This is a genomic window from Clostridium uliginosum (genome assembly GCF_900112485.1).
Taxonomy (GTDB): domain Bacteria; phylum Bacillota; class Clostridia; order Clostridiales; family Clostridiaceae; genus Clostridium; species Clostridium uliginosum.
Window position 1 is genome coordinate 56565 of record NZ_FOMG01000010.1, and the last position, 21667, is coordinate 78231.

Consider the following 21667-nt stretch of genomic DNA (forward strand, 5'->3'; position numbering starts at 1 on the left):
TTATGTCAAAAGATGATGTTATAGAAATGCAAGGTACAGTACTAGAATCTTTGCCTAATGCTATGTTTCAAGTTGAACTTGAAAGTGGCCATAAAATTCTAGCACATATATCAGGAAAATTAAGAATGAACTTCATTAGAATTCTACCTGGTGATAAAGTTACAATAGAACTTTCTCCCTATGATTTAACAAGAGGAAGAATTACATGGAGAGCAAAATAAGATAGAGATTAAAGTTATTTTAAATCTATCATAAGAAATATGAGGAGGGTTAGCTATGAAAGTAAGACCATCAGTTAAGCCTATTTGCGAAAAGTGCAAAGTAATTAAGAGAAAAGGAAAAGTAATGGTTATCTGTGAAAATCCTAAGCACAAGCAAAAACAAGGTTAATGATCAATTTTACAATAAACTTACATTATAGGCGTAAATAATATTGACATTTTCTTAAAAGTCAAATATGATTATATAGTCGTTTAATTAATCAACAATAGATTTTAGGAGCGGCTGCAATAGAAAATCTATTGGCCTAAAATTTTATTATATAATTTTTAAATCAACTTTTATGCATTTCAATTATCAGGAGGTGTAAATTTTAATGGCAAGAATATCAGGTGTTGACCTACCAAGAGAAAAAAGAGTTGAAATAGGTTTAACTTATATATATGGAATAGGTCTATCAACTTCACAAAAAATATTATCTTTAACAGGAATTAATCCAGATACAAGAGTTAAAGATTTATCAGAAGACGAAGTTAATGAAATAAGAACTTATATCAATAAAAACTTAATGGTTGAAGGTGACTTAAGAAGAGATGTTGCTCTAAACATTAAGAGATTAGTAGAAATAGGATCATATAGAGGAATTAGACATAGAAGAGGTCTTCCAGTAAGAGGACAAAAAACTAAGACTAATGCTAGAACTAGAAAAGGTCCTAAGAAAACAATGGCAAATAAAAAGAAATAGTAAGGAGGGAAGGTAATGGCAGCTCAAAAAGTTAAGAAGACTAGAAGAAGAAAAGAGAGAAAGAATGTTGAGCATGGTGCTGCGCACATAAAATCAACTTTTAACAATTCAATAGTTACGTTAACAGATGCAGCAGGCAATGCTTTATCATGGTCAAGTGCAGGAGCACTAGGCTTTAGAGGATCAAGAAAGAGTACACCATTTGCAGCTCAAATGGCAGCTGAAACAGCAGCTAAGACAGCAATGGAACATGGCTTAAAGAGTATCGAGGTTTACGTTAAGGGACCTGGTTCAGGAAGAGAAGCAGCTATAAGATCCTTACAAGCAGCAGGATTAGAAGTAACTCTAATTAAAGACGTTACTCCAATCCCACATAATGGTTGTAGACCACCAAAGAGAAGAAGAGTCTAGTATAACCATAATAGGAGGTGTGATTTAATGGCAAGATATACTGGAGCTACATGCAGATTATGTAGAAGAGAAGGTATGAAATTATTCCTTAAAGGGGATAGATGTTTTACAGATAAATGTGCTTTCGTTAGAAGAAGTTATGCACCAGGACAACATGGAGCAAGCAAGAAGAAGATGTCAAACTATGGTGTTCAATTGAGAGAAAAACAAAAAGCAAAAAGAATTTACGGCATATTAGAAAGCCAATTTAGAACATATTATGAAAAGGCTGAACACATAAAGGGAATCACAGGTGAAAACTTACTTAGATTACTAGAAATGAGACTTGATAACGTAGTTTATAGATTAGGCTATGGTTCATCAAGAAATGAAGCTAGACAATTAGTAACTCATGGTCATTTCTTAGTAAATGGTAAGAAGGTTGACATTTGTTCATATAATGTTTCAGTTAATGATACAATTACTGTATGCGAAAAGAGCAGATCAAGTGAAAAGTTTAAGACTTTTGTTGAAAATCCAAAAACTTTACCAAAATGGTTAGAAGCTAACGTGGATAATTATGAAGGAAAAGTAGTTGCAGCGCCATCAAGAGAAGATATAGATGTGCCTGTTAACGAAACACTTATTGTTGAGTTATACAGTAAATAATATATTTATATTTGTTAGGCAAATTTATCACAATATATGCAAATATAGAATCAGTTGCCCTCAGAATAAGGTTGCCATTTATAAAATAAGGAGGGTTTGTGGATGTTAGAAATCGAAAAGCCAATAATAGAATGTATAGAAGCTAATGAAGACGGTACTTATGGTAAATATGTTGTTGAACCACTTGAGAGAGGATATGCTATTACATTAGGGAATGCCTTAAGAAGAATATTATTATCATCTCTTCCGGGAGCAGCAACTACCTCTGTTAAGATTGATGGAGTGCTTCATGAGTTTTCTACTGTTCAAGGAGTTAAAGAAGATGTTACTGAATTAATTCTTAACATTAAATCATTAGCTTTAAGAATGAATGGTGAAGGTCCTAAAGTTATTTATATTGATGCAAAAGGTCCTGGTGAGGTTACTGGAGCAGATATAAAGACTGATGGTGATGTTGAAGTTGTTAATAAGGATTTACATATTGCAACTTTAGATAATGATGGAAGACTTTATATGGAATTAACAGTTAATAAAGGAAGAGGATATGTTACTCAAAATAAAAATAAGAGTGATGAATTACCAATTTCAGCAATTGCCGTTGATTCTATCTACACACCAGTAAAAAGAGTTAATTTTACTGTTGACAACACTAGAGTTGGTCAAATTACTGATTATGATAAATTAACTTTAGAAATTTGGACTGATGGTACTATAAGGATAGATGAAGCTATTAGTTTATCAGCAAAAATCCTTATAGAACATTTTAAATTATTTATGTCGTTAACAGATAATACTAACGATGTTGAAATAATGATAGAAAAAGAAGAAGATAAAAAAGAAAAAGTCCTAGAAATGACTGTAGAAGAGCTTGATTTATCAGTTAGATCATATAACTGCTTAAAGAGAGCAGGAATAAACACAGTTCAAGAACTTGCTCTAAAATCTATGGATGATATGATGAAAGTTAGAAATCTAGGAAAGAAATCTTTAGAAGAAGTAGAAAGAAAGCTTAAAGAATTAGGTTTATGCTTAAAACTAATCGATGAGTAAGGAGGTAAGTCCATATGCCAGGTTATCGTAAGTTAGGTCTTCCTACAGACCAAAGAAGGGCTATGCTAAGAAATCTTGTTACAAGTTTGTTAAAACACGGTAAAATAGAAACAACAGTAACAAGAGCTAAAGAAACTAGATCTATTGCAGAAAAGATGATTACTCTTGGAAAAAGAGGAGATCTTCATGCTAGAAGACAAGTATTAGCTTTTGTACAAGAAGAATTAGTTGTTAAAAATTTATTTGATAACGTAGCTCCAAAATACGCTGAAAGAAACGGCGGATACACAAGAATCTATAAAAAAGGTCCTAGAAGAGGCGACGGAGCTGAAATAGTAATACTTGAATTAGTATAATTAATATAGGGACTAAGTTTAAACTTAGTCCCTATTTTAACATATAAAAATATAAAACTAATATATTGTAGAGAGGTTTTTTGCCTAGAGAAGGTAAAGAATCTATTGCTTTTTATTGAACTTATACTATTTTAGTATATAATTAACTTAGTTAAAAGATGTATACACACATAAGTAATTGATATAAAACTTTTGTATAATGTATTAGGAATTATAAGGTTATGGAGGTTAGATAATGAATCAGGAAATGATTAACTGTGTTGATGTATCCTTCAAATATATAAGAAATGAAGAAGGAATTAATGAAGAAAAATATGCTGTAAAAAATGTTAATCTAAAAGTTAGGAAGGGAGAATTTTTAGTAATTCTAGGACATAATGGATCAGGAAAATCTACAATAGCTAAACATATGAATGCATTATTAACACCCAGTACTGGTACTGTTATAGTAGATGGACTAGATACAAGTAATGAGGAAAATTTATGGGAGATTAGAGCAAGAGCTGGCATGGTATTTCAGAATCCAGATAATCAGTTAGTAGCAACAATAGTTGAAGAGGACGTGGCATTTGGACCTGAAAATTTAGGTGTTGATTCTGTAGAAATAAGACGTAGAGTTGATGAAAGTTTAGAAAAGGTTGGAATGAGTGAATATAAAAGACACGCACCACATCTTTTATCTGGAGGTCAAAAACAAAGAGTTGCTATTGCAGGAATACTTGCAATACAACCTAAATGTATAATTTTTGATGAACCAACAGCTATGCTTGATCCATCAGGAAGAAAAGATGTTTTAAAAACCATGAAAGAAATAAACAAAAATTATGGTATTACTATAGTATTAATTACCCACTATATGGATGAAGCAGCTCAAGCAGATAGAATTATAGTCATGGATGCTGGAGAGGTTAGGATGCAGGGTACACCTAAAGAAATCTTTCCTCAAGTAGATATGATGAAAAAAATCGGGTTAGATGTTCCTCAAGTTACAGAATTAGCATATGAGTTAAGAAAAGAAGGAATAAATATTAGTGGAGAAATATTAAATGTAGATGAGATGGTGAATGAGATATGTCAATTAAAGTAGAAAATTTAACACATGTATATATGCCTAAAACACCTTTTGAAAAAATAGCTTTAGATAATGTAAATATGGAAATAAAAGATGGTGAGTTTGTAGCACTAATTGGACATACTGGCTCAGGTAAATCTACATTAATCCAACATTTTAATGGTTTATTGGAAGCTACTAGTGGAAAGATAATTATTGACGGTGTAGATATAAATTCTAAATCTATAAATTTAACTGATGTAAGGAAAAAAGTTGGGCTTGTATTTCAATATCCAGAGTATCAGCTTTTTGAAGAAACAATAGAACAAGATATTGCTTTTGGCCCTAAAAATTTAGGATTAAATAAAGAAGAAATACATAATAGAGTTGTTAATTCTATGAAAATGGTTGGACTTGATTATGAAACTTATAAAGATAAATCTCCATTTGACTTAAGTGGAGGACAAAAGAGAAGGGTAGCAATAGCAGGAGTAGTGGCAATGCAACCTACTACTTTGATTTTAGATGAACCTACAGCTGGATTAGATCCTAAAGGAAGAGATGATATACTAGAACAAATAGGTAAACTGCATAAAGAATATAATATGACCATTATTATAGTTAGTCACAGTATGGAGGACGTTGCTAAAATTGCAAAAAGAATAATTGTTATGAATCATGGCAAGTTAGCATTACAAGGAACACCAGCTGAGGTGTTCAAGCAAGTAGATACATTAGAAGAAATAGGATTAGGAGTACCACAAGTTACTTATTTAGTTAGAGAGTTGAGAAAAAAAGGTTTTTCAATTTCAGATAATATATTTACAATTGAAGAGGCTAAAAAAGAACTTATAGGGATATTAAAGAATAATAAAATAGATTAGTATAGTGACTGGTTATTTTTTGAATATGTCTTAGGTGAAGATAAGTAAAGATTTATAATTTATATTTATTTGTATGATTGTAATACAAGATATTATATGAATATTCTAAAACAAAGAGAGGAGGAAATTTGTCAGAACAAGTAAGCATATAAAAATTAAAGTAAGTTAAATAAAATTTATGAGTTTTTATATAGTTTTGACAATGTAATAAATATGTTAAAAGATATTACTATAGGACAATATTTACCAGGAGATTCTTTCATTCATAAATTAGATCCAAGAACAAAAATAATAATATCAGTACTTTTTATTGTATGTTTGTTTATAATAAATAAGTTTATAGGATATAGTTTTATTGTTTTGTTTTTAATAGGAATAATAATAATAGCAAAGATACCTCCAAGATTTATATTTAATGGGTTAAAGCCTGTATTTTTATTAATTGCATTAACAGCAGTATTAAATATATTTATGATAAGAGGTACTACAGATACATTAATATTTAAATTTGGATTTTTATCAGTTTATACAGAAGGTTTAAAAATAGCTGGCTTTATGGGATTAAGGTTAATATTTTTAATAATTGGAACATCATTATTAACATTAACTACATCACCTATAGAGCTCACAGATGGGATAGAAAAGTTAATTAGACCAATTGGTAAGGAAATGGCTCATGAACTTGCTATGATGATGACAATAGCGTTAAGATTTATTCCTACATTGATGGATGAAACAGATAAAATAATGAAGGCTCAAAAGGCAAGGGGTGCAGACTTTGAATCTGGAAATATAATTAAGAAGGCAAAGAGTTTAATTCCTTTATTAGTTCCATTGTTTATTAGTTCATTTAGAAGAGCTGATGAATTAGCTATGGCCATGGAAGCGAGAGGTTATAGAGGTGGAGCTGGTAGAACTAGAATGAAAGTATTGAAGTTTACGTCTAGAGATACAATTGCTTTTGCTATGTTTGGATTGCTTGTATTATGGAGTGCTGTAGTTAGATTTATTTTATAGTTAAGAGGAAACATATGAGAAATATAAAATTGTTAATTGAATTTGATGGAACTAATTTTTTAGGGTGGCAAAGACAAAAAGAAGGTAGAACGGTACAAGGTTGTATAGAGAAGGCTATATTAAAGATTACAGGTGAAGAAAGTTTAATTAATGGTAGTTCTAGAACAGATTCAGGAGTTCATTCTAGAGGGACTGTAGCAAATTTCTTTACTAATAGTAAGATACCAGGAAATAAATTTAGAGAAGCCATAAATACTAAGTTGCCAGATGATGTTGCTATAATAAAATCAGAGGAAGTAGATATGGACTTTCATGCAAGATACTCATCAAAGGGCAAGAGATATTCATATACAATTGTAAATAGATATGAGAAGTTGTCACTTGGAAAACAATATTTATACCATGTAAGATATAAATTAAATGTTGAAGATATGAAGAAGGCTTGTGAATATTTTATAGGAACACATGATTTTAGAGCATTTATGTCACCAGGAAGTTCAGCAAAAACCACAATAAGAACTATTAGTGAGTTTTATATAGAACAAGAAGATGATATGATAAAAATATTTATAAGTGCTGATGGCTTTTTATATAATATGGTAAGGATAATAGTCGGAACATTAATTAAGGTTGGAAATGGAAAAATAAAGATAGAAGACATAGAAGGTATAATTAACGAAGGAAATAGGAAAAAATCAGGGATGTGTGTACCTCCTAATGGTCTAATTTTAGAAAAAGTTTTTTATTAAATATTGCAAAAATTGTTGACACGCCCGTGTGCGTGTATTATAATAAGTTTGTTTGTTAAAACATTTATGTATATAAGATCCACTAGCCCCGGGTCTTGACATAAAAGTGCATACTCAAAAAAGTATAGCACAATGTAAGTTCAGGGAGGGAAAGAGATGAAATCATACATTGCAAAAGCACAAGAAGTTCAAAGAAAATGGTATGTAGTTGATGCTGCAGATAAGCCATTAGGAAGAGTTGCTAGCCAAGTTGCTTCAATTCTAAGAGGAAAAAATAAGCCAACATTTACACCAAATGTTGACTGTGGAGATTTTGTTATAATAATTAATTCAGAAAAAGTTGTTTTAACTGGTAAAAAGTTAGATCAAAAAATGTTAAGAAAGCATAGTCTTTATCCAGGTGGATTAAAGGAAACTCCTTATAGAGAAGTATTAGCTAAGAAACCTGAGTTCGCATTTGAAGAAGCTGTAAGAAGAATGCTTCCAAAGGGTGTATTAGGAAGACAAATGTTAAAGAAATTAAATGTATATAGAGGTGCTGAACATAATCATGCAGCTCAACAACCAGAAGTACTTGAATTAAAGTACTAATACAGTCTCGGGAGGAGGAAATAGAAAATGGCAAAAGTTCAATACATGGGTACTGGAAGAAGAAAGAAATCAGTTGCAAGAGTAAGACTTGTACCAGGTAATGGTAAAGTTGTTATAAATAAAAGAGAAATAGAAACATTTTTTGGTTTAGAAACATTAAGAGTTATAGTAAACCAACCATTAGTTTTAACTGGAACTAAGGATAAGTTTGACGTTTTAGTAAATGTTCATGGTGGTGGATTTACAGGTCAAGCAGGAGCTATAAGACATGGTATAACTAGAGCATTAGTTAAATCAGATGAAGCTTTAAAACCAGAATTAAAGAAGGCTGGATTCTTAACAAGAGATCCTAGAATGAAGGAAAGAAAGAAATACGGTCTTAAAAAAGCAAGAAGAGCTCCACAATTCTCAAAGAGATAATATTTGGAGTAAAAGAAATTCCACAAACACAATGTTTGTGGGATTTTTTTTTATATTAAAATATATAAAAACAGGCTATTTTTTATCTATAAGTAACACACAAGTAACACATAAGTAACAAATATCTATATTAATTCAATTGCTTTTCTAAGTTCTTTTATATCTTTGTAGTATAAATTTTTTCAGTAGTTGTAAAGCGATTATGTCTTAATTAAAATAATTCATTATTTATAAGGTTAACTTGTAGAGAGTTTCTAGATATATTAAATAAATTTAAATGAACAATGACTTTTAGAATATATATTAAAATTTTTTAAATACATATTTAATTATATGTATAACTAACACATAATTAACAAAATGTGCTTAACTAACGATTTATCAATAGTATAAATGCTAAAAGATATAGTATGTATCAATGAAGGCGGAGAGAGTTATTTCTCTCCTTTTTTGTATATCTTAAAGTTTAATATTAAATATGTGGACTTACTTGAATAATCGTAAAATATATAACAAATAATAATTTGTATAAAAGTTTAAAGAAGATGAGGAGGTAAAATAATGAAAATTAAAAGGATTTTGGCAGTGTTTTGTATACTATTTTTAGTATTTGGAATGCCTGTTAAAGCAATAGAGGAGAAATCTCAGCACGTAATTTTAATAGATCCTGGTCATGGAGGTATAGATGGAGGTGCAAAATCTAAAAATGGTACTGTTGAAAAAGATATAAATTTAGCTATAAGTTTAAAATTAAAAAATGCTTTAGATGAAGAAGGATATATTGTATATTTGACCAGGGAAGATGATAATCAATTAGATTCAAAAAAAGTGAATGATTTAAATGCAAGATGTAGAATGAAAAAGGAAAATAATTGTGATGTTTTTATTTCTATTCATCAGAATATTTTCCCTCAAAAAGCATGCTTTGGAGCTCAAGTATGGTATTCAGACAATGATAAAAGTGAGGTCTTAGCTAGTAATATACAAAATATGCTTAAAGAGAATATAAATGATAACAATAAAAGGATTTCTAAACCAGCAAAAAATCAATATAAGATATTAAGAGATGGATATGAAGGTGCATGTGTTCTAGTAGAATGTGGTTTTTTATCTAATTACGAAGAGGAACAAAGACTTAAAAGTGACGAACACCAAAATAAAATAGTTAAAGGAATTTTAAGTGGAGTTAATTTATATTTTGAAGCTTCAAATAATTAATCAATAGTTAGTAATGAATAGTTAGTAATGAACAAAATTATAGTTGTTATGTTAACATATATAAAATTAGCCTCAAATAAGTATGAGGCTAATTTAAATTAATCATTAATTGAGTATCTATATTCGTGGAAATAGGATATGAGGATAAATCTTTAGTAAAGTTTTTATCTGAAAATAATGCAGAATATATTGTGGATTGTTTTGAATCATTATCATTCTCATAGAGAATGATTGCCTTTGAAAGAGAAGTCATTCTATCAAAGTTAGTATCTTTAAAAGTAACATTGTGAATAGAGTTCATATTAGGTATAACATAGATACTTTCTTCGGAGATAGGACTAACTTTAACACTATTGTTAGATGGTGATTTACTTATCAAATTTTTATTTAATATTAAAAATATATTGTATAAGATAAGACCTATTAAAAAAATAGTTAATACATAGATGATAGTGCTAAATATTTTATCTAAATTATTTGATTTCATGATAATACTCCTTAATAATTAAAAGTGTTTATTTTTAATTATAGTAAGGAAAGTCATTAAATATGAGATTTTTGTTCTTGTAAATAATAAAAAATAATTTAAACTATAATTAGTAAAAGATTTAGAGGAGTTGTTAAGATGAGGGAAGTGAATGTAGAGGTAATTAGGGATGCAGTCAAGGAATTATCTATTAAAGCAAATTATTTTTTAGGATCAGATGTTAAAGATGCCTTGAAAAAGTTTAGAAAAGAAGAAACTTGGGAGTTAGCAGGTGATATTTTAGATAAAATAATTCTTAATTCTGAAATTGCAGATAATGAACAAATGCCTATGTGTCAAGATACCGGTATGGCTTGTGTCTTTTTGGAAATAGGACAAAATGTTCATTTGATAGGTGGAAATTTAGAAGAGGCTATTAATGAAGGCGTAAGAAGGGGATATGAAGAGGGATTTTTAAGAAAGTCAGTAGTAGGCGATCCAATAAGAAGAGTTAATACAAAGGATAATACACCTGCTGTAATCTATTATGATATTGTACCTGGAGATAAGATTAAAATTACTCTTGCACCAAAAGGATTTGGTTCTGAAAATATGAGTAAGATAGGAATGTTAAAGCCATCTGATGGATTAGAGGGAGTTAAGGATTTTATTTTAAGTGTTGTTAGGGCAGCAGGACCAAATCCATGCCCTCCAATGATAATTGGTGTTGGAATAGGGGGAACTTTTGATAAAGCAGCATATTTGGCTAAGAAGGCATTAATAAGACCTATTAACATAAGAAATAAGGATGAGTTTTATAAAGACTTAGAAATTGAATTACTAGAAAAGGTTAATAAATTAGGAATAGGGCCACAGGGCTTTGGTGGAAGAACTACAGCGTTAGGATTAAATATAGAAACATACCCAACTCATATTGCAGGGTTACCTGTAGCAGTCAATATAAATTGCCATGCAACACGTCATAAAGAAGTTATAATATAGGGGGGAATAGTGAAAATGCAAATTAAGTTATGTACACCGCTTACGGTTGATAAGACATCAAAATTAAAGGCTGGTGACAGTGTTTTATTAAGTGGGATTATTTATTCAGCTAGGGATGCAGCACATAAGAAATTAACAGAGCTAATTCATAATGAAAAGAAATTACCTATGAATATAAAAGATCAAATTATATATTATGTTGGACCTTCCCCTGCAAAACCAGGGAAAGTTATAGGATCAGCAGGACCAACAACAAGTTACAGAATGGATTCATATGCACCAACATTATTAGATTTAGGTTTAAAGGGAATGATAGGGAAAGGTGCAAGAAATCAAGAGGTTATAGAAGCAATTAAAAGAAATAAATCAATATATTTTGGTGCTATTGGCGGAGCAGCAGCACTTATAGCTAAGAGTATAGTTAAATCCGAAATAATTGCATATGAAGACTTGGGAGCTGAGGCTATAAGAAGAATGGAAGTTAAAGATATGCCATTAGTTGTTATAATAGATTCAGAGGGTAATAGTCTTTATGAATTAGGACAAACAAAATATTTAGAATCAATTAAAGTATATTCGAAAAAATAATAAGTAAGCGCTTGATTAGAAGGCATAAAAAATAGCTTGTGAAACAACAATTTCCATAAGCTATTTTTATGTATATTTAGATATTTCTAAATCCTTTTCCTCTAACTTCTGATATATCAACAATAGTAATAAAAGCAGATGGATCTATATTATGAATAGAAGTTTGTAGTTCAATCATCTGTCTTGATGTAACTATGCAGTAAAGCATTTTTTTTCTATCATGAGTATATTCTCCCTCAGCGAGTAGAGATGTTATACCTCTATGAAGATCAGTAATTACATAATTAATAATTTCTTGCTCTTTTCCTGTTAAAATAAGCAGTAGTTTTTTTGTGTTAAATCCTTTTAACATCTTATCTAAAACTACGCTTTGAGTAAACAATGAGATAAGGGTGTAAAGAGCTTGAGGTAATCCGAAAATAAGTGCTCCTATTACAATAATTATACAGTTAAGGGCAAATCCTAAACTACCAATGTTAAAGTTTGAGTATTTTTTACGTATAAGCATAGTTATAACATCGGTACCGCCAGTAGAACCATTTCTTAAAAACACTAATCCATATCCTATTCCGCATAAAACTCCACCATATATACAATAAAGAAGAATATCATTAACATAAATAATATTTTTAAATGGTTTTGTTAAGATAAGCGATAAAGATAAAGATGTCATTCCTATTGTTGTATATATTGTAAAATCCTTATTGAGTTTCTTATAACTTAATAATAATAATGGAAGATTTAGTATAAATACTATAATACCAGATGGTAAACCAACGGTATATTCTAATATAAGTGCAATACCTGTAGCACCGCCACTTAAAAGTTTAGCATGGGATAGAAACAGATTTACTCCTAAAGATGCAATAAAACATCCTATAAAAATAAACAAAGTATCAATTACAATATTTTTGTATTTATAAAGTTTATTCATTACTTTTCTCCTTTGAAATATATAAGTACAATATAATATTAATACACTTTATAGAGAAAAAATCAAGCTTTTATGTAATATATATGTTCTATTTAATATAATTCATTATTTATATGGTTAATCTCTAAAGAAATAATAGAGATATTGAATAAATTCAAATGAACAATGATTTTTAGAATATATATAATTAGTAAGTTCTTTTATAATGATGTGAGTAATAATTGAAAAAAAAATTATTATAGGAGATAATATTTTTATAAGACATATAAGAGAAAATAACCAGTCAAAGATGTGATCTATATTTTAGTCAGGCTAGGAGGTATATTTGGCTCATAGCTTACCTATTAGCTTATCATACTGATGTAGTAGGACACAAAACATAATACTTATTATTTTTTAATATGCTTAAAGTAATAACGATGAGGAGAAACATATGAGTAGAATTGAATTACCAGGGGAAAAAAAGACTAAAAAAATAATATTAATAGCATTAGTTATTTTAGCAATTTTAGTATTAATTTTTGAAGGTATTAAAAATTATAAGAAAACACTTGATCTTAATGATGGAAGTCAAGAAAAGAAGATAGAATCACTAGATTCACAACAAGAACTTATAAGTATTAAAAAAGAAAACAATGATAAGAATGATAAAGAGCAATTGGCAAAAGAGGATGAAAGAGAAACACTATTATATAATGAGGCATATAAATTCTTTTTTTCACATGAATATGATAGTGCTATTGATAAAGCAAATGAGATTATAGTAGATTTCCCAAACAGTGCAAAGGGGTATAATATAAGAGGAATTTCAAAAGCATATAACGGTAGTTTTGATTATGCAATGAGAGACATAGATAAGGCTTTAGATATTGAACCAAATTATGGATATGCAATTTTTAATAAAGCATTAACTTATGAATTATATAACAAATTTGATGAGGCTTTATTATGGTATAATAAAGATTTAGAAGTTGAAAATTATGTTTGGACTTATTATGGCATAGCATCCATTTATGGAAGAAGAGGAGATGCTGAAAATACTATTATATATTTAAAAAAGGCTATAGATATAGATGAAGCTGTTAAAAATGAAGCAAAAGCAGAAGCAGATTTTGATCCGGTTAGAGATTTAAAAGAATTTAAAGAATTGATCAGATAAGGCATACAAAGGAAAATAACGAGTCAAAGATATAGATGTATATTTTGTGTTAGACTAGGATGTATGTTTGGATCATAGCTTATTATTAGGCGAATATGATGACGTAATATGATACCAAATAGACTAAAATATTGACTTGTTATTTTTTTGAATATGACTAATATTATATAAATAAAGATTTTTAATGTTCTTTGCTATTAGCTATAGGATAAATAAAAATATTAGGAGTGATAAATTATGTTTAATGTATTAGTAGCTGATGATGAAAAGGAAATAAGAGATGCTATTGAGATATATTTAAGAGGAGAAAATTTGAAGGTGTTTAAAGCAGCAGATGGATTACAAGCTTTAGAGATCCTTCAACATGAAAAGATACATGTAATTGTTTTGGATGTAATGATGCCAAAGTTAGATGGAATAAGAACATGTTTAAAGATTAGAGAAACTGAAAATCTACCTATAATTATGTTGTCTGCAAAAGGAGAAGATTCTGATAAAATTTTAGGACTTAATGTAGGTGCTGATGATTACATAACTAAACCATTTAATCACTTAGAGTTAGTTGCTAGAGTCAAATCTCAGTTAAGAAGATATGATAAACCATTAAATATTGAAGAGGGAGAAGAAATTATTAAGGTTAAGGATTTGATAATTGATACTGTTGCAAAAAATATTAATTTAAGAGGTGAAGAAGTAAAAGTTACAGCAACAGAATATAAGATACTTTATCTTTTAGCTTCAAACTTAGGAAGGGTATTTTCAATAAAAGAAATATATGAGAAGGTATGGGAAGAACCATTTTATAAAAGTGAAAACACTGTGACTGTTCATATTAGAAGAATAAGAGAAAAGGTTGAGATAAACACAAAAGAGCCTGAATATATTAAGGTGGTGTGGGGTATTGGATATAAGATTGAAAAAGAAAGTTAAAATCTATTTTAAAAGCATTTGGTTAGTTGATGTACTATTATTAGTTTTAATAACAGGTGTTTTATTTTCTACTTTTGAAGATTATACAAATTTTAATAAAGTAAAAAATCATGGAAGTATAATTAATGCGGTTTTTAATACAGATGAATATGAAACCAAAAGACTTTATGATGATACTAAAGCCTTTTCTTCAATAATATATAACAATACGGATGGTTTATATCAGCTATTAACAGCTAATAATGAAAATAAAGAAAAATTAAGTCAAAAGATGAAGTCTTTTAATATTGATTCACAAAATTATATTAAAGATTTTAATTTAAAAAAGGATATTTATTTTATAATTAGAAATAAGCAAACCAAAGAATTATTTACAAATGATCCTTTTTTAGATTCTTCAATTAAGTATATTAAAGAAAATGAGATAGATGATCTATTAAATAATAGATTCAAAAGACAAGAAAGTATAATTGTTAAATTTGATAATATAAACAGTTACAACTCTTTAGTAAGCAATGGAAGTGTTAATTATATAGATGATACTATTAAGAACTTTGAAGAAGTGTATTACACACCTAAAGATACATACAATCAAGAAGTTAATGCAATAAAAAAAGAAGTTATCACTATATTAATATTATCAATTATTTATATAGCTTTAATTATAAAATTAATATTTATATTAAAAGTTAATACGGGAGAGCCTAAAGTTAAGTCGAGAATCATTAATAATATTATATTTGTACTTAAAAATGGATTTAGGTATAAGGAAACAAGAGGTACATTAGTATTATCAATAGGAGTATCCATTATACTTTTAATTACATATTTATATTTTCTTGCAACCGGTGGATATGAAAATAATATATTTGTTAGATTCTTTAAGACATATCCTTTTAAAGGTACTGTCTTAATAATTACTGGATTACTTTTAAGTGTTATATTCACATTAAAAAAGACATTGGATATAGCAGTAGTAAATGATGGATTAAAAAAATTAAATGAGGGAAATTTAGATGAGGATATTGTAGTAACAGGTTCACCAACCGTACAAGAATTGATTGGGAATATTAATTTGATAAAGGAAGGATACAAGGGTTCTTTAGATGAAAGAGTAAAAGATGAGAGATTAAAAACAGAATTAATATCTAATGTATCTCATGATTTAAAGACACCATTAACTTCAATAATAAATTATGTAAATATCTTAAAGAATGGAAACATAACAGATGAAGAGAGAAACGAATATTTATCAATATTAGATAAAAAATCACTGAAACTAAAATCATTAATTGAGGATTTATTTGAAATGTCTAAAATTAATAGTGGAAAAATAATATTAAATAAAGAAAAGATAGATATCCTCTCTTTAATACATCAAGGAATAGGTGAATATAGTTTTTTATATGAAGAGAAAAATATTTCATTTAAAGTTATAACAAAAGAAGATGAAATATGTATAGAACTTGACGGAAAGATGATGTCTAGGGCACTAGAGAATATAATTATTAATGCATTAAAATACTCTTTAGAAAATACCCGGGTTTATGTTAATGTAGAATTGCAGGAAGATTATGTAAATATTATCGTGAAAAACATTTCAAATTATGAAATGGACTTTGATGAAGAAGAAATATTTGAAAGGTTTGCAAGGGCAGATAAATCTAGAAACTCAAGTATTGAAGGATCAGGTTTGGGGCTTGCAATAACTAAAAGTATAGTTGAACTTCATGGAGGTAAGATTAAAATAGAACATGAAGGTGATATGTTTAAAATTTATGTTATTCTTCCTGTTATTAATAAATAATATAAACAAATAAACTATATTAATTAAGAGGTTAATTAGGGCAATTATGTTATATGAGATAAGACTTAAGGTATAAATAAAAAGTTAATTGAAGATTATATAAAGTATCTAGGAAATAAAAGATTAAGAGAAATAAACTTAGAAACTTTATTTGTGGGGCATGATAATAATCTAGCAACATGGGTTGATACAGTAGTAGATTCAAATTCTGTAAAGACAGATTTTTTTGAAGCAAAATCCACAGCTTATGCAAAAGTTTATGCTTTAATTGATGATTTACAGGAAATTTTATAAAAAAATCAGCAATTTTTCAACAAAAAACATTAAAATATGTTAATTTTTTTAAAAATTATGTTATAATAGTTAAGGCTAATGTCATAAAGTTAAAGGTTATCATAGATTTTGTTATTAATTTAACTAATGCAAAATTAAGTTATTTTATAGAATAGATTTTAATTTCAAGGAGGAGTTTTGAATATGAAAAAAGGTATTGCTGCTTCTAAAGGATATGCAATAGGAAAAATATTTTTAAAAGAACATCAAGAAATAGTTATAACAGATGCAAAGGTTGCAGATGTATCTATTGAAAAGGAAAAACTACAAAGTGCTTTAGAGGCTTCAAAAACACAATTACAAGCTATTAAAGTTAAAGCAGAAAAAGAAATGGGAGCAGAAAAGGCAGCTGTCTTTGAAGCTCATATTACATTATTAGATGATCCAGAATTTACTGGTGCTATGATAAATGAAATAGAAGGAAATAGTCTTAATGCGTTAAAGGCTGTAGATAACATTACAAATAGCTTTGTAGCTATATTTGAATCTATGGATAATGATTATATGAAAGAAAGAGCTGCAGATATTAAAGATGTTTCTAAGAGAATAGTATTAAATCTAACAGGAAATGGTGGAGATGCTTTTGCAATTACTGAGAATAATACAGTAATTGTAGCGCATGATTTAACTCCATCTGATACAGCACAATTAGATAGAAGTAAAGTAGTAGGATTTATTACAAACATAGGTGGAAGAACTTCACATGCAGCTATAATGGCTAGAACTTTAGAAATTCCAGCTGTACTTGGATTAGGTGATATAACTACATCAGTTAAAACTGGTGATACAATTATAGCTGATGGAATAGAAGGTGATGTCATTATAAATCCTTCAGAAGAAGTTTTAGCAGAATATAGAGCTAAGCAAAAAAAATTCCAAGAAGAACAAGAAGAGTTAAAGAAATTAATAAACGTTAAAACAACTACTAAATCAGGTAGAAGACTTGAGGTTTGTGGAAATATTGGTAAGCCAGAAGATGTTCTTGGAGTTTTAGCAAATGGTGGAGACGGAGTAGGATTATTTAGAACTGAATTTTTATATATGGATAGAGAAAGTGCTCCAACAGAAGATGAGCAATTTGAAAGTTATAAATTCGTTCTTGAAAAAATGGAAGATAAGCAAGTTGTTATCAGAACATTAGATATTGGTGGAGATAAAACTCTTCCTTATTTACCATTACCAGAAGAGATGAATCCATTCTTAGGATACAGAGCAATAAGACTTTGCTTAGATAGAAAAGAAGTATTTAAAGTTCAATTAAGAGCATTATTAAGAGCTTCTATTTATGGAAAACTTGCAGTTATGTTTCCTATGATTTCAGGATTAGAAGAATTTAAACAAGCAAGAGAAGTTGTTGAAGAATGCAAGATTGAGTTAAAGTCTGAAGGAAAAGAATACTCAGAAAATATCCAATGGGGTATCATGGTTGAAATTCCAGCAGCAGCAGTATATGCTGACGAATTAGCTAAGCATGTTGATTTCTTCTCAATTGGAACAAATGACTTGATTCAATATACTTTAGCTGCAGATAGGATGAGCGAAAAAGTTTCATATCTTTATAATCCAATGCACCCAGCTGTATTAAGATTAATAAAGATGACTATAGATGGAGCTCATAAGCATGGTAAATGGGTTGGAATGTGTGGAGAAATGGCTGGAGATGAAGTAGCTATTCCTACATTAGTTGAATATGGATTAGATGAATTTTCAATGAGTTCTACATCAATTTTAAATGCAAAGAAGATTATGTTAGAGCAAGAATAATATTAAAAATTTAGGTGGAGTAAAATCCACCTTTTTTTATACAAAATTATAAAGTTGAAAATATAACAATATATTTAGAGTTGAAAATTAGATTAAAGCTATTGTTATGTTTTTAAGTCTTATTGATTTTAAAGTATGGCTATGTTTTACAATATCAACATTCACTTAAAACATAGCCTAAAGTATAAGGCATATTTAAAAAAATAATAGACCAGTATGTCTGTATATGGTCTATTATTTTCTTTAATATGCTTAAGTAAAGATAAAATCTAAGAATTTATAGTTTTTAAGAGTTTCAAAAGAAAATAAGGAGGCTGAACTATGAAAACAATTTTAGAAATGTTTATTGTATTTTTTAAAATAGGAGCTTTTACATTTGGTGGGGGATACGCAATGATTCCTTTAATAGAACAAGAGGTTGTAATAAATAAAAAATGGTTAAGCAAAGATGAATTTATGGATATTTTAGTAGTTTCTCAAAGTTTACCAGGCGCTTTAGCAATTAATTGTTCAATATTTATAGGACAGAAAATTGGAGGTATGACGGGACAAATTGTAGCAACTTTAGCTGTGACGTTACCGTCTTTTTTTATAATACTTATTATCGCAAGTGTATTTATTAAGTTTAGGGAAAACTATTTTGTTAATATAGCATTTAAAGGAATTAATGCAGCTGTACCAATGTTAGTTTTGGTTGGCGTTATAAGTTTATCAAAGGGATTAAAAAAGAATAAGAGGACATTTATAATAATATCAATGGCTCTTATAGCATTAATTATTTTCAAGATACATCCAGTAGTGGTCATTTTAGTTTCGGCTATATATGGAAGTATATTTTTAAGAGAGAAGGTATAAAAGATATGATACTTACTAAATTATTTTTAGCTTTCTTAAAAATCGGAACTTTTAGTTTTGGTGGAGGATATGCAATGATACCATTTATTCAAAAAGAAATTATTGATAATAATTCTTGGCTTACCTTAAATGAGTTTATGGATATTATAGGTTTATCCCAAATGACCCCAGGACCAATAGCTATCAACTCTGCAACATTTGTTGGATTTAAAGTTGCAGGAGTTAATGGTAGCATTTTTGCAACATTAGGAGTTATAACAACTTCTTTTATATTAGTGAGCATAGTTTCAAGGGCATTAAGTAAATTTAAAGATTCTAAGGTATTGCAGGGAGCATTAATTGGAATGAGACCTGTCTTAATTGCTTTAATAATTCAAGCATTTTTTAATTTGTCAAAAGAAGCTTATATTGATGTTAGATCAGTGATTATTAGTTTAATTATTGGTGGAATGCTTTTATCTAAAAAATTTCATCCAATAGTATCAATTGCTTTATCTGCTGTTTTAGGAATTATTTTTTGGAGTTTCTAACTGTTACACCTTACATTATTTTTGGAATGTATTTATACTATTAATTATAACAACCTTATTTAAGACAAAATAAATCAACATACTGACTTGTTATTTTTTTGAATATGTCTAATTATTATAACCTAAGAAATTTTATGGTAAGGATTAATTTTAGTATATAGGTTTAATAATGAATAAAGTTTATTTTAAAATAGAAATGATTTTTGGATATTAAAATTACTGAAAATAAAGTCTTTGTTTTAAAACCATGTTGATATTACTATATAAAGCTTATGGACGGTGAAATTTCGATATTATATATAATATCAACGCTCTTCTAAAATATAGCGAAAATAAAAAAGGGGAATAATATGAAAAAGCAAAACAATAAATTTTATAATAAGGCTATAAAATATTACCAAAGTGGACAAATTAATAAGGCATTAGAAATATGTGAATTAGGGTTATCATATAGTTTAAAAAGTTCAGCAATATTAAATTTAAAAGGACTTTTACTATATCAAAAAGGAAATTTAGAGGGAGCAATTACTGTTTGGAAGATAAATAAGGATTTTAATAATGACGTTATCGCTTTTAATTACATAAATGATGCAAAAGAAGATCAGACAAGAGGTCAATTATATTTACTTGGGGAAAAAAAGTTAAAAGAATTAAATATACAAGAAGCAATAACTTTATTTGAGAAGTGTGCAGAAAGTGATTTTAATTCAATAAAAGTAAATACAGCATTATCATTATGCTATCAAAAAAAAGGGCAATTCGAAAAAAGTATAGAGCATATGAATAAAGCACTTAGTATAGATAAAAATTCAAAAATGGCAAAACAAATTAAGAAAGAATTGATAGAAGTTAAAGCATACAAGGATTCATCAAAGAAAATTTTATTGCCATTGATATCATTAGTAGTAATAAGTTTAATATGTGGAATTGCGTATAATTTACCTAAATATTTTAAAAGTAATAAAGACACAAATTATAATAGTATAGTTTCATCACAAGATAAAACAACAGGAGATTTACAAACTAATCAAAATGAAGAAGTTCAAGCTAACAAGGAACAAGAAAACTTACAAGAAGCAAGTAAAAACGATGTTTCTAAAACTACATTTAATTCCCAAAAAATAATGGAGGCAATATCTAAAAATGATTTTGATTCTATGTACTTAGAATTAAATAATGTTAATGAAAAAAATTTAAAAGATGAGGATAAAGCAATATATAGGCAATGTACTGATGTATTAAAAACAAGTGGAGTAGAAAATTTTTATGAAAGAGCTATGAAGGAGTTTAACTCAAATAATTATGAAAAGGCAATGCTTGAATTTGAAAAAGCATATGCTTATGTAGGGAGTAGTTATTTAAAAGAACATGTATTGTTTTATAGCGCAGTTAATTTAGATAAACTTTCAAATACTAAAGAAGCAGTGAAAATGTATGAAGAATACTATAATGAATATCCTAAGGGAGTATATACAGATAATGCATTGTATAATGTAGCATTATTAATTAGTAATATTGATAAGGATAAAAGTTTATATTATGCAACTAAGTTAAGAGATGATTTTCCTAATTCAATTTATCTTAATAACAATATTACATCTATACTTAATCATTAGTTGGGCATATGATACAAAATATATTAACACATTGACTTATTGTTTTTTAATGATGTTATAAAGTTGAAAATATCATATATAATTACTCTCCAGTACTATAAAAATTGCATTAACAGTTTCTATTGTTTTAAGTTGTACCCATTATCGATTGCTCCAAATACAGGGCTTTGGACAATCAAAAACGGAACAACTTAAAACAATGAAACTGTAAGCACAAATTTTCAATGCCTATCTCATAATTATATATGACATTTTATTACTTTGTATGCTTATAATGTGATTCGTAAATTTAATTAGCATAATTAGTTAAATTTATACTTTTGT

The 21667-nt window shown here is 28.2% G+C and carries 25 protein-coding genes and 1 pseudogene; 24 read left to right on the forward strand and 2 right to left on the reverse strand.

The genetic code is table 11. The annotated features are described in order from the left end of the window. The first annotated feature begins 2 nt into the window (after positions 1-2). From infA to cwlD, 14 genes are all read left to right on the forward strand, one after another. Positions 3-221, forward strand: coding sequence for a translation initiation factor IF-1 (gene infA / locus BM027_RS08550; RefSeq protein WP_008681165.1), 219 nt, complete (start codon positions 3-5; stop codon positions 219-221). Positions 222-276: 55 nt separating this feature from the next. Then, a complete protein-coding gene (gene rpmJ, locus BM027_RS08555) occupies positions 277-390 on the forward strand; it encodes a 50S ribosomal protein L36 (protein WP_002509257.1) in 114 nt (37 codons plus the stop codon). A gap of 205 nt (positions 391-595) precedes the next feature. Beyond that, positions 596-964 (forward strand): 30S ribosomal protein S13, encoded by a 369-nt coding sequence (gene rpsM / locus BM027_RS08560; RefSeq protein WP_090090837.1) that lies wholly within the window; start codon positions 596-598, stop codon positions 962-964. A 15-nt stretch (positions 965-979) separates the two neighbouring features. Beyond that, positions 980-1375 carry a 30S ribosomal protein S11 gene (gene rpsK / locus BM027_RS08565; RefSeq protein WP_090090839.1) on the forward strand — a complete coding sequence of 132 codons (396 nt, stop codon included), beginning with the start codon at positions 980-982 and terminating at the stop codon, positions 1373-1375. Positions 1376-1402: 27 nt separating this feature from the next. Beyond that, the gene (gene rpsD / locus BM027_RS08570; RefSeq protein ID WP_090090841.1) at positions 1403-2023 is read left to right on the forward strand and encodes a 30S ribosomal protein S4; all 621 of its coding nucleotides are present in this window, start codon (positions 1403-1405) and stop codon (positions 2021-2023) included. Between the two features lie 102 nt (positions 2024-2125). Then, positions 2126-3073, forward strand: a complete 948-nt coding sequence (locus tag BM027_RS08575; protein WP_090090842.1) for a DNA-directed RNA polymerase subunit alpha — start codon at positions 2126-2128, stop codon at positions 3071-3073. A gap of 14 nt (positions 3074-3087) precedes the next feature. After that, positions 3088-3429, forward strand: coding sequence for a 50S ribosomal protein L17 (gene rplQ, locus BM027_RS08580; RefSeq protein ID WP_090090844.1), 342 nt, complete (start codon positions 3088-3090; stop codon positions 3427-3429). Between the two features lie 235 nt (positions 3430-3664). Further along, positions 3665-4516 (forward strand): energy-coupling factor transporter ATPase, encoded by an 852-nt coding sequence (locus tag BM027_RS08585; RefSeq protein WP_090090846.1) that lies wholly within the window; start codon positions 3665-3667, stop codon positions 4514-4516. Further along, positions 4501-5364 (forward strand): energy-coupling factor transporter ATPase, encoded by an 864-nt coding sequence (locus BM027_RS08590; protein ID WP_090090848.1) that lies wholly within the window; start codon positions 4501-4503, stop codon positions 5362-5364. The genes BM027_RS08585 and BM027_RS08590 overlap by 16 nt, the downstream gene beginning before the upstream one ends. 213 nt (positions 5365-5577) lie before the next feature. Further along, positions 5578-6381 carry an energy-coupling factor transporter transmembrane component T family protein gene (locus BM027_RS08595; RefSeq protein WP_090090850.1) on the forward strand — a complete coding sequence of 268 codons (804 nt, stop codon included), beginning with the start codon at positions 5578-5580 and terminating at the stop codon, positions 6379-6381. Positions 6382-6395: 14 nt separating this feature from the next. Further along, positions 6396-7130 (forward strand): tRNA pseudouridine(38-40) synthase TruA, encoded by a 735-nt coding sequence (truA, locus tag BM027_RS08600; RefSeq protein ID WP_090090852.1) that lies wholly within the window; start codon positions 6396-6398, stop codon positions 7128-7130. Positions 7131-7286: 156 nt separating this feature from the next. Further along, positions 7287-7721 carry a 50S ribosomal protein L13 gene (gene rplM, locus BM027_RS08605; RefSeq protein WP_090090854.1) on the forward strand — a complete coding sequence of 145 codons (435 nt, stop codon included), beginning with the start codon at positions 7287-7289 and terminating at the stop codon, positions 7719-7721. Positions 7722-7748: 27 nt separating this feature from the next. Then, on the forward strand, positions 7749-8141 hold the full coding sequence (gene rpsI, locus BM027_RS08610) for a 30S ribosomal protein S9 (protein WP_090090856.1): 393 nt from the start codon (positions 7749-7751) through the stop codon (positions 8139-8141). A 561-nt stretch (positions 8142-8702) separates the two neighbouring features. Continuing rightward, positions 8703-9359: an N-acetylmuramoyl-L-alanine amidase CwlD gene (cwlD, locus tag BM027_RS08615; protein WP_090090858.1), complete on the forward strand. Its 657-nt coding sequence runs from the start codon at positions 8703-8705 to the stop codon at positions 9357-9359. An 88-nt stretch (positions 9360-9447) separates the two neighbouring features. On the opposite strand, the gene BM027_RS08620 is transcribed toward cwlD, so the two are convergent. Further along, a complete protein-coding gene (locus tag BM027_RS08620) occupies positions 9448-9846 on the reverse strand; it encodes a hypothetical protein (protein WP_090090860.1) in 399 nt (132 codons plus the stop codon). A 138-nt stretch (positions 9847-9984) separates the two neighbouring features. On the opposite strand from BM027_RS08620, the gene BM027_RS08625 reads away from it, so the two are divergent. Further along, positions 9985-10827, forward strand: a complete 843-nt coding sequence (locus BM027_RS08625; protein ID WP_090090862.1) for a fumarate hydratase — start codon at positions 9985-9987, stop codon at positions 10825-10827. A 15-nt stretch (positions 10828-10842) separates the two neighbouring features. After that, positions 10843-11415 carry a Fe-S-containing hydro-lyase gene (locus BM027_RS08630; protein WP_090090865.1) on the forward strand — a complete coding sequence of 191 codons (573 nt, stop codon included), beginning with the start codon at positions 10843-10845 and terminating at the stop codon, positions 11413-11415. Positions 11416-11491: 76 nt separating this feature from the next. Here BM027_RS08630 and BM027_RS08635 read toward each other — a convergent pair whose 3' ends face one another. Beyond that, the gene (locus BM027_RS08635; protein ID WP_090090867.1) at positions 11492-12349 is read right to left on the reverse strand and encodes a YitT family protein; all 858 of its coding nucleotides are present in this window, start codon (positions 12347-12349) and stop codon (positions 11492-11494) included. Positions 12350-12782: 433 nt separating this feature from the next. Here BM027_RS08635 and BM027_RS08640 point away from each other — a divergent pair, with 433 nt between their 5' ends. The 8 genes and pseudogenes from BM027_RS08640 to BM027_RS08675 all read left to right on the forward strand — a co-directional run bounded on the left by BM027_RS08640 (position 12783) and on the right by BM027_RS08675 (position 21343). Beyond that, entirely contained in the window at positions 12783-13508 is a 726-nt protein-coding gene (locus tag BM027_RS08640) for a tetratricopeptide repeat protein (RefSeq protein ID WP_090090869.1), read from the forward strand. A gap of 237 nt (positions 13509-13745) precedes the next feature. Then, entirely contained in the window at positions 13746-14438 is a 693-nt protein-coding gene (locus BM027_RS08645; RefSeq protein WP_090090871.1) for a response regulator transcription factor, read from the forward strand. Then, on the forward strand, positions 14410-16245 hold the full coding sequence (locus BM027_RS18880; protein WP_090090873.1) for a sensor histidine kinase: 1836 nt from the start codon (positions 14410-14412) through the stop codon (positions 16243-16245). Before BM027_RS08645 ends, BM027_RS18880 begins: the two co-directional genes overlap by 29 nt. Before the next feature lie 69 nt (positions 16246-16314). Next, positions 16315-16539: pseudogene (locus BM027_RS18885) on the forward strand (ribonucleotide-diphosphate reductase subunit beta); the annotation flags it as partial. A gap of 183 nt (positions 16540-16722) precedes the next feature. After that, the gene (ptsP, locus tag BM027_RS08660; protein ID WP_090090875.1) at positions 16723-18342 is read left to right on the forward strand and encodes a phosphoenolpyruvate--protein phosphotransferase; all 1620 of its coding nucleotides are present in this window, start codon (positions 16723-16725) and stop codon (positions 18340-18342) included. 321 nt (positions 18343-18663) lie between these two features. Continuing rightward, positions 18664-19197, forward strand: a complete 534-nt coding sequence (locus BM027_RS08665) for a chromate transporter (RefSeq protein ID WP_090090877.1) — start codon at positions 18664-18666, stop codon at positions 19195-19197. Between the two features lie 5 nt (positions 19198-19202). Then, positions 19203-19727, forward strand: a complete 525-nt coding sequence (locus tag BM027_RS08670; protein WP_090090879.1) for a chromate transporter — start codon at positions 19203-19205, stop codon at positions 19725-19727. 350 nt (positions 19728-20077) lie between these two features. Further along, positions 20078-21343, forward strand: coding sequence for a tetratricopeptide repeat protein (locus tag BM027_RS08675; RefSeq protein WP_090090881.1), 1266 nt, complete (start codon positions 20078-20080; stop codon positions 21341-21343). Positions 21344-21667 lie beyond the last annotated feature (324 nt).

Bases quoted from the DNA above. Each gene is read 5' to 3' on its own strand.
- infA (WP_008681165.1), top strand. From the start codon at position 3: ATGTCAAAAGATGATGTTATAGAAATGCAAGGTACAGTACTAGAATCT.
- rpmJ (WP_002509257.1), top strand. From the start codon at position 277: ATGAAAGTAAGACCATCAGTTAAGCCTATTTGCGAAAAGTGCAAAGTA.
- rpsM (WP_090090837.1), top strand. From the start codon at position 596: ATGGCAAGAATATCAGGTGTTGACCTACCAAGAGAAAAAAGAGTTGAA.
- rpsK (WP_090090839.1), top strand. From the start codon at position 980: ATGGCAGCTCAAAAAGTTAAGAAGACTAGAAGAAGAAAAGAGAGAAAG.
- rpsD (WP_090090841.1), top strand. From the start codon at position 1,403: ATGGCAAGATATACTGGAGCTACATGCAGATTATGTAGAAGAGAAGGT.
- BM027_RS08575 (WP_090090842.1), top strand. From the start codon at position 2,126: ATGTTAGAAATCGAAAAGCCAATAATAGAATGTATAGAAGCTAATGAA.
- rplQ (WP_090090844.1), top strand. From the start codon at position 3,088: ATGCCAGGTTATCGTAAGTTAGGTCTTCCTACAGACCAAAGAAGGGCT.
- BM027_RS08585 (WP_090090846.1), top strand. From the start codon at position 3,665: ATGAATCAGGAAATGATTAACTGTGTTGATGTATCCTTCAAATATATA.
- BM027_RS08590 (WP_090090848.1), top strand. From the start codon at position 4,501: ATGTCAATTAAAGTAGAAAATTTAACACATGTATATATGCCTAAAACA.
- BM027_RS08595 (WP_090090850.1), top strand. From the start codon at position 5,578: ATGTTAAAAGATATTACTATAGGACAATATTTACCAGGAGATTCTTTC.
- truA (WP_090090852.1), top strand. From the start codon at position 6,396: ATGAGAAATATAAAATTGTTAATTGAATTTGATGGAACTAATTTTTTA.
- rplM (WP_090090854.1), top strand. From the start codon at position 7,287: ATGAAATCATACATTGCAAAAGCACAAGAAGTTCAAAGAAAATGGTAT.
- rpsI (WP_090090856.1), top strand. From the start codon at position 7,749: ATGGCAAAAGTTCAATACATGGGTACTGGAAGAAGAAAGAAATCAGTT.
- cwlD (WP_090090858.1), top strand. From the start codon at position 8,703: ATGAAAATTAAAAGGATTTTGGCAGTGTTTTGTATACTATTTTTAGTA.
- BM027_RS08620 (WP_090090860.1), bottom strand. From the start codon at position 9,846: ATGAAATCAAATAATTTAGATAAAATATTTAGCACTATCATCTATGTA.
- BM027_RS08625 (WP_090090862.1), top strand. From the start codon at position 9,985: ATGAGGGAAGTGAATGTAGAGGTAATTAGGGATGCAGTCAAGGAATTA.
- BM027_RS08630 (WP_090090865.1), top strand. From the start codon at position 10,843: ATGCAAATTAAGTTATGTACACCGCTTACGGTTGATAAGACATCAAAA.
- BM027_RS08635 (WP_090090867.1), bottom strand. From the start codon at position 12,349: ATGAATAAACTTTATAAATACAAAAATATTGTAATTGATACTTTGTTT.
- BM027_RS08640 (WP_090090869.1), top strand. From the start codon at position 12,783: ATGAGTAGAATTGAATTACCAGGGGAAAAAAAGACTAAAAAAATAATA.
- BM027_RS08645 (WP_090090871.1), top strand. From the start codon at position 13,746: ATGTTTAATGTATTAGTAGCTGATGATGAAAAGGAAATAAGAGATGCT.
- ptsP (WP_090090875.1), top strand. From the start codon at position 16,723: ATGAAAAAAGGTATTGCTGCTTCTAAAGGATATGCAATAGGAAAAATA.
- BM027_RS08665 (WP_090090877.1), top strand. From the start codon at position 18,664: ATGAAAACAATTTTAGAAATGTTTATTGTATTTTTTAAAATAGGAGCT.
- BM027_RS08670 (WP_090090879.1), top strand. From the start codon at position 19,203: ATGATACTTACTAAATTATTTTTAGCTTTCTTAAAAATCGGAACTTTT.
- BM027_RS08675 (WP_090090881.1), top strand. From the start codon at position 20,078: ATGAAAAAGCAAAACAATAAATTTTATAATAAGGCTATAAAATATTAC.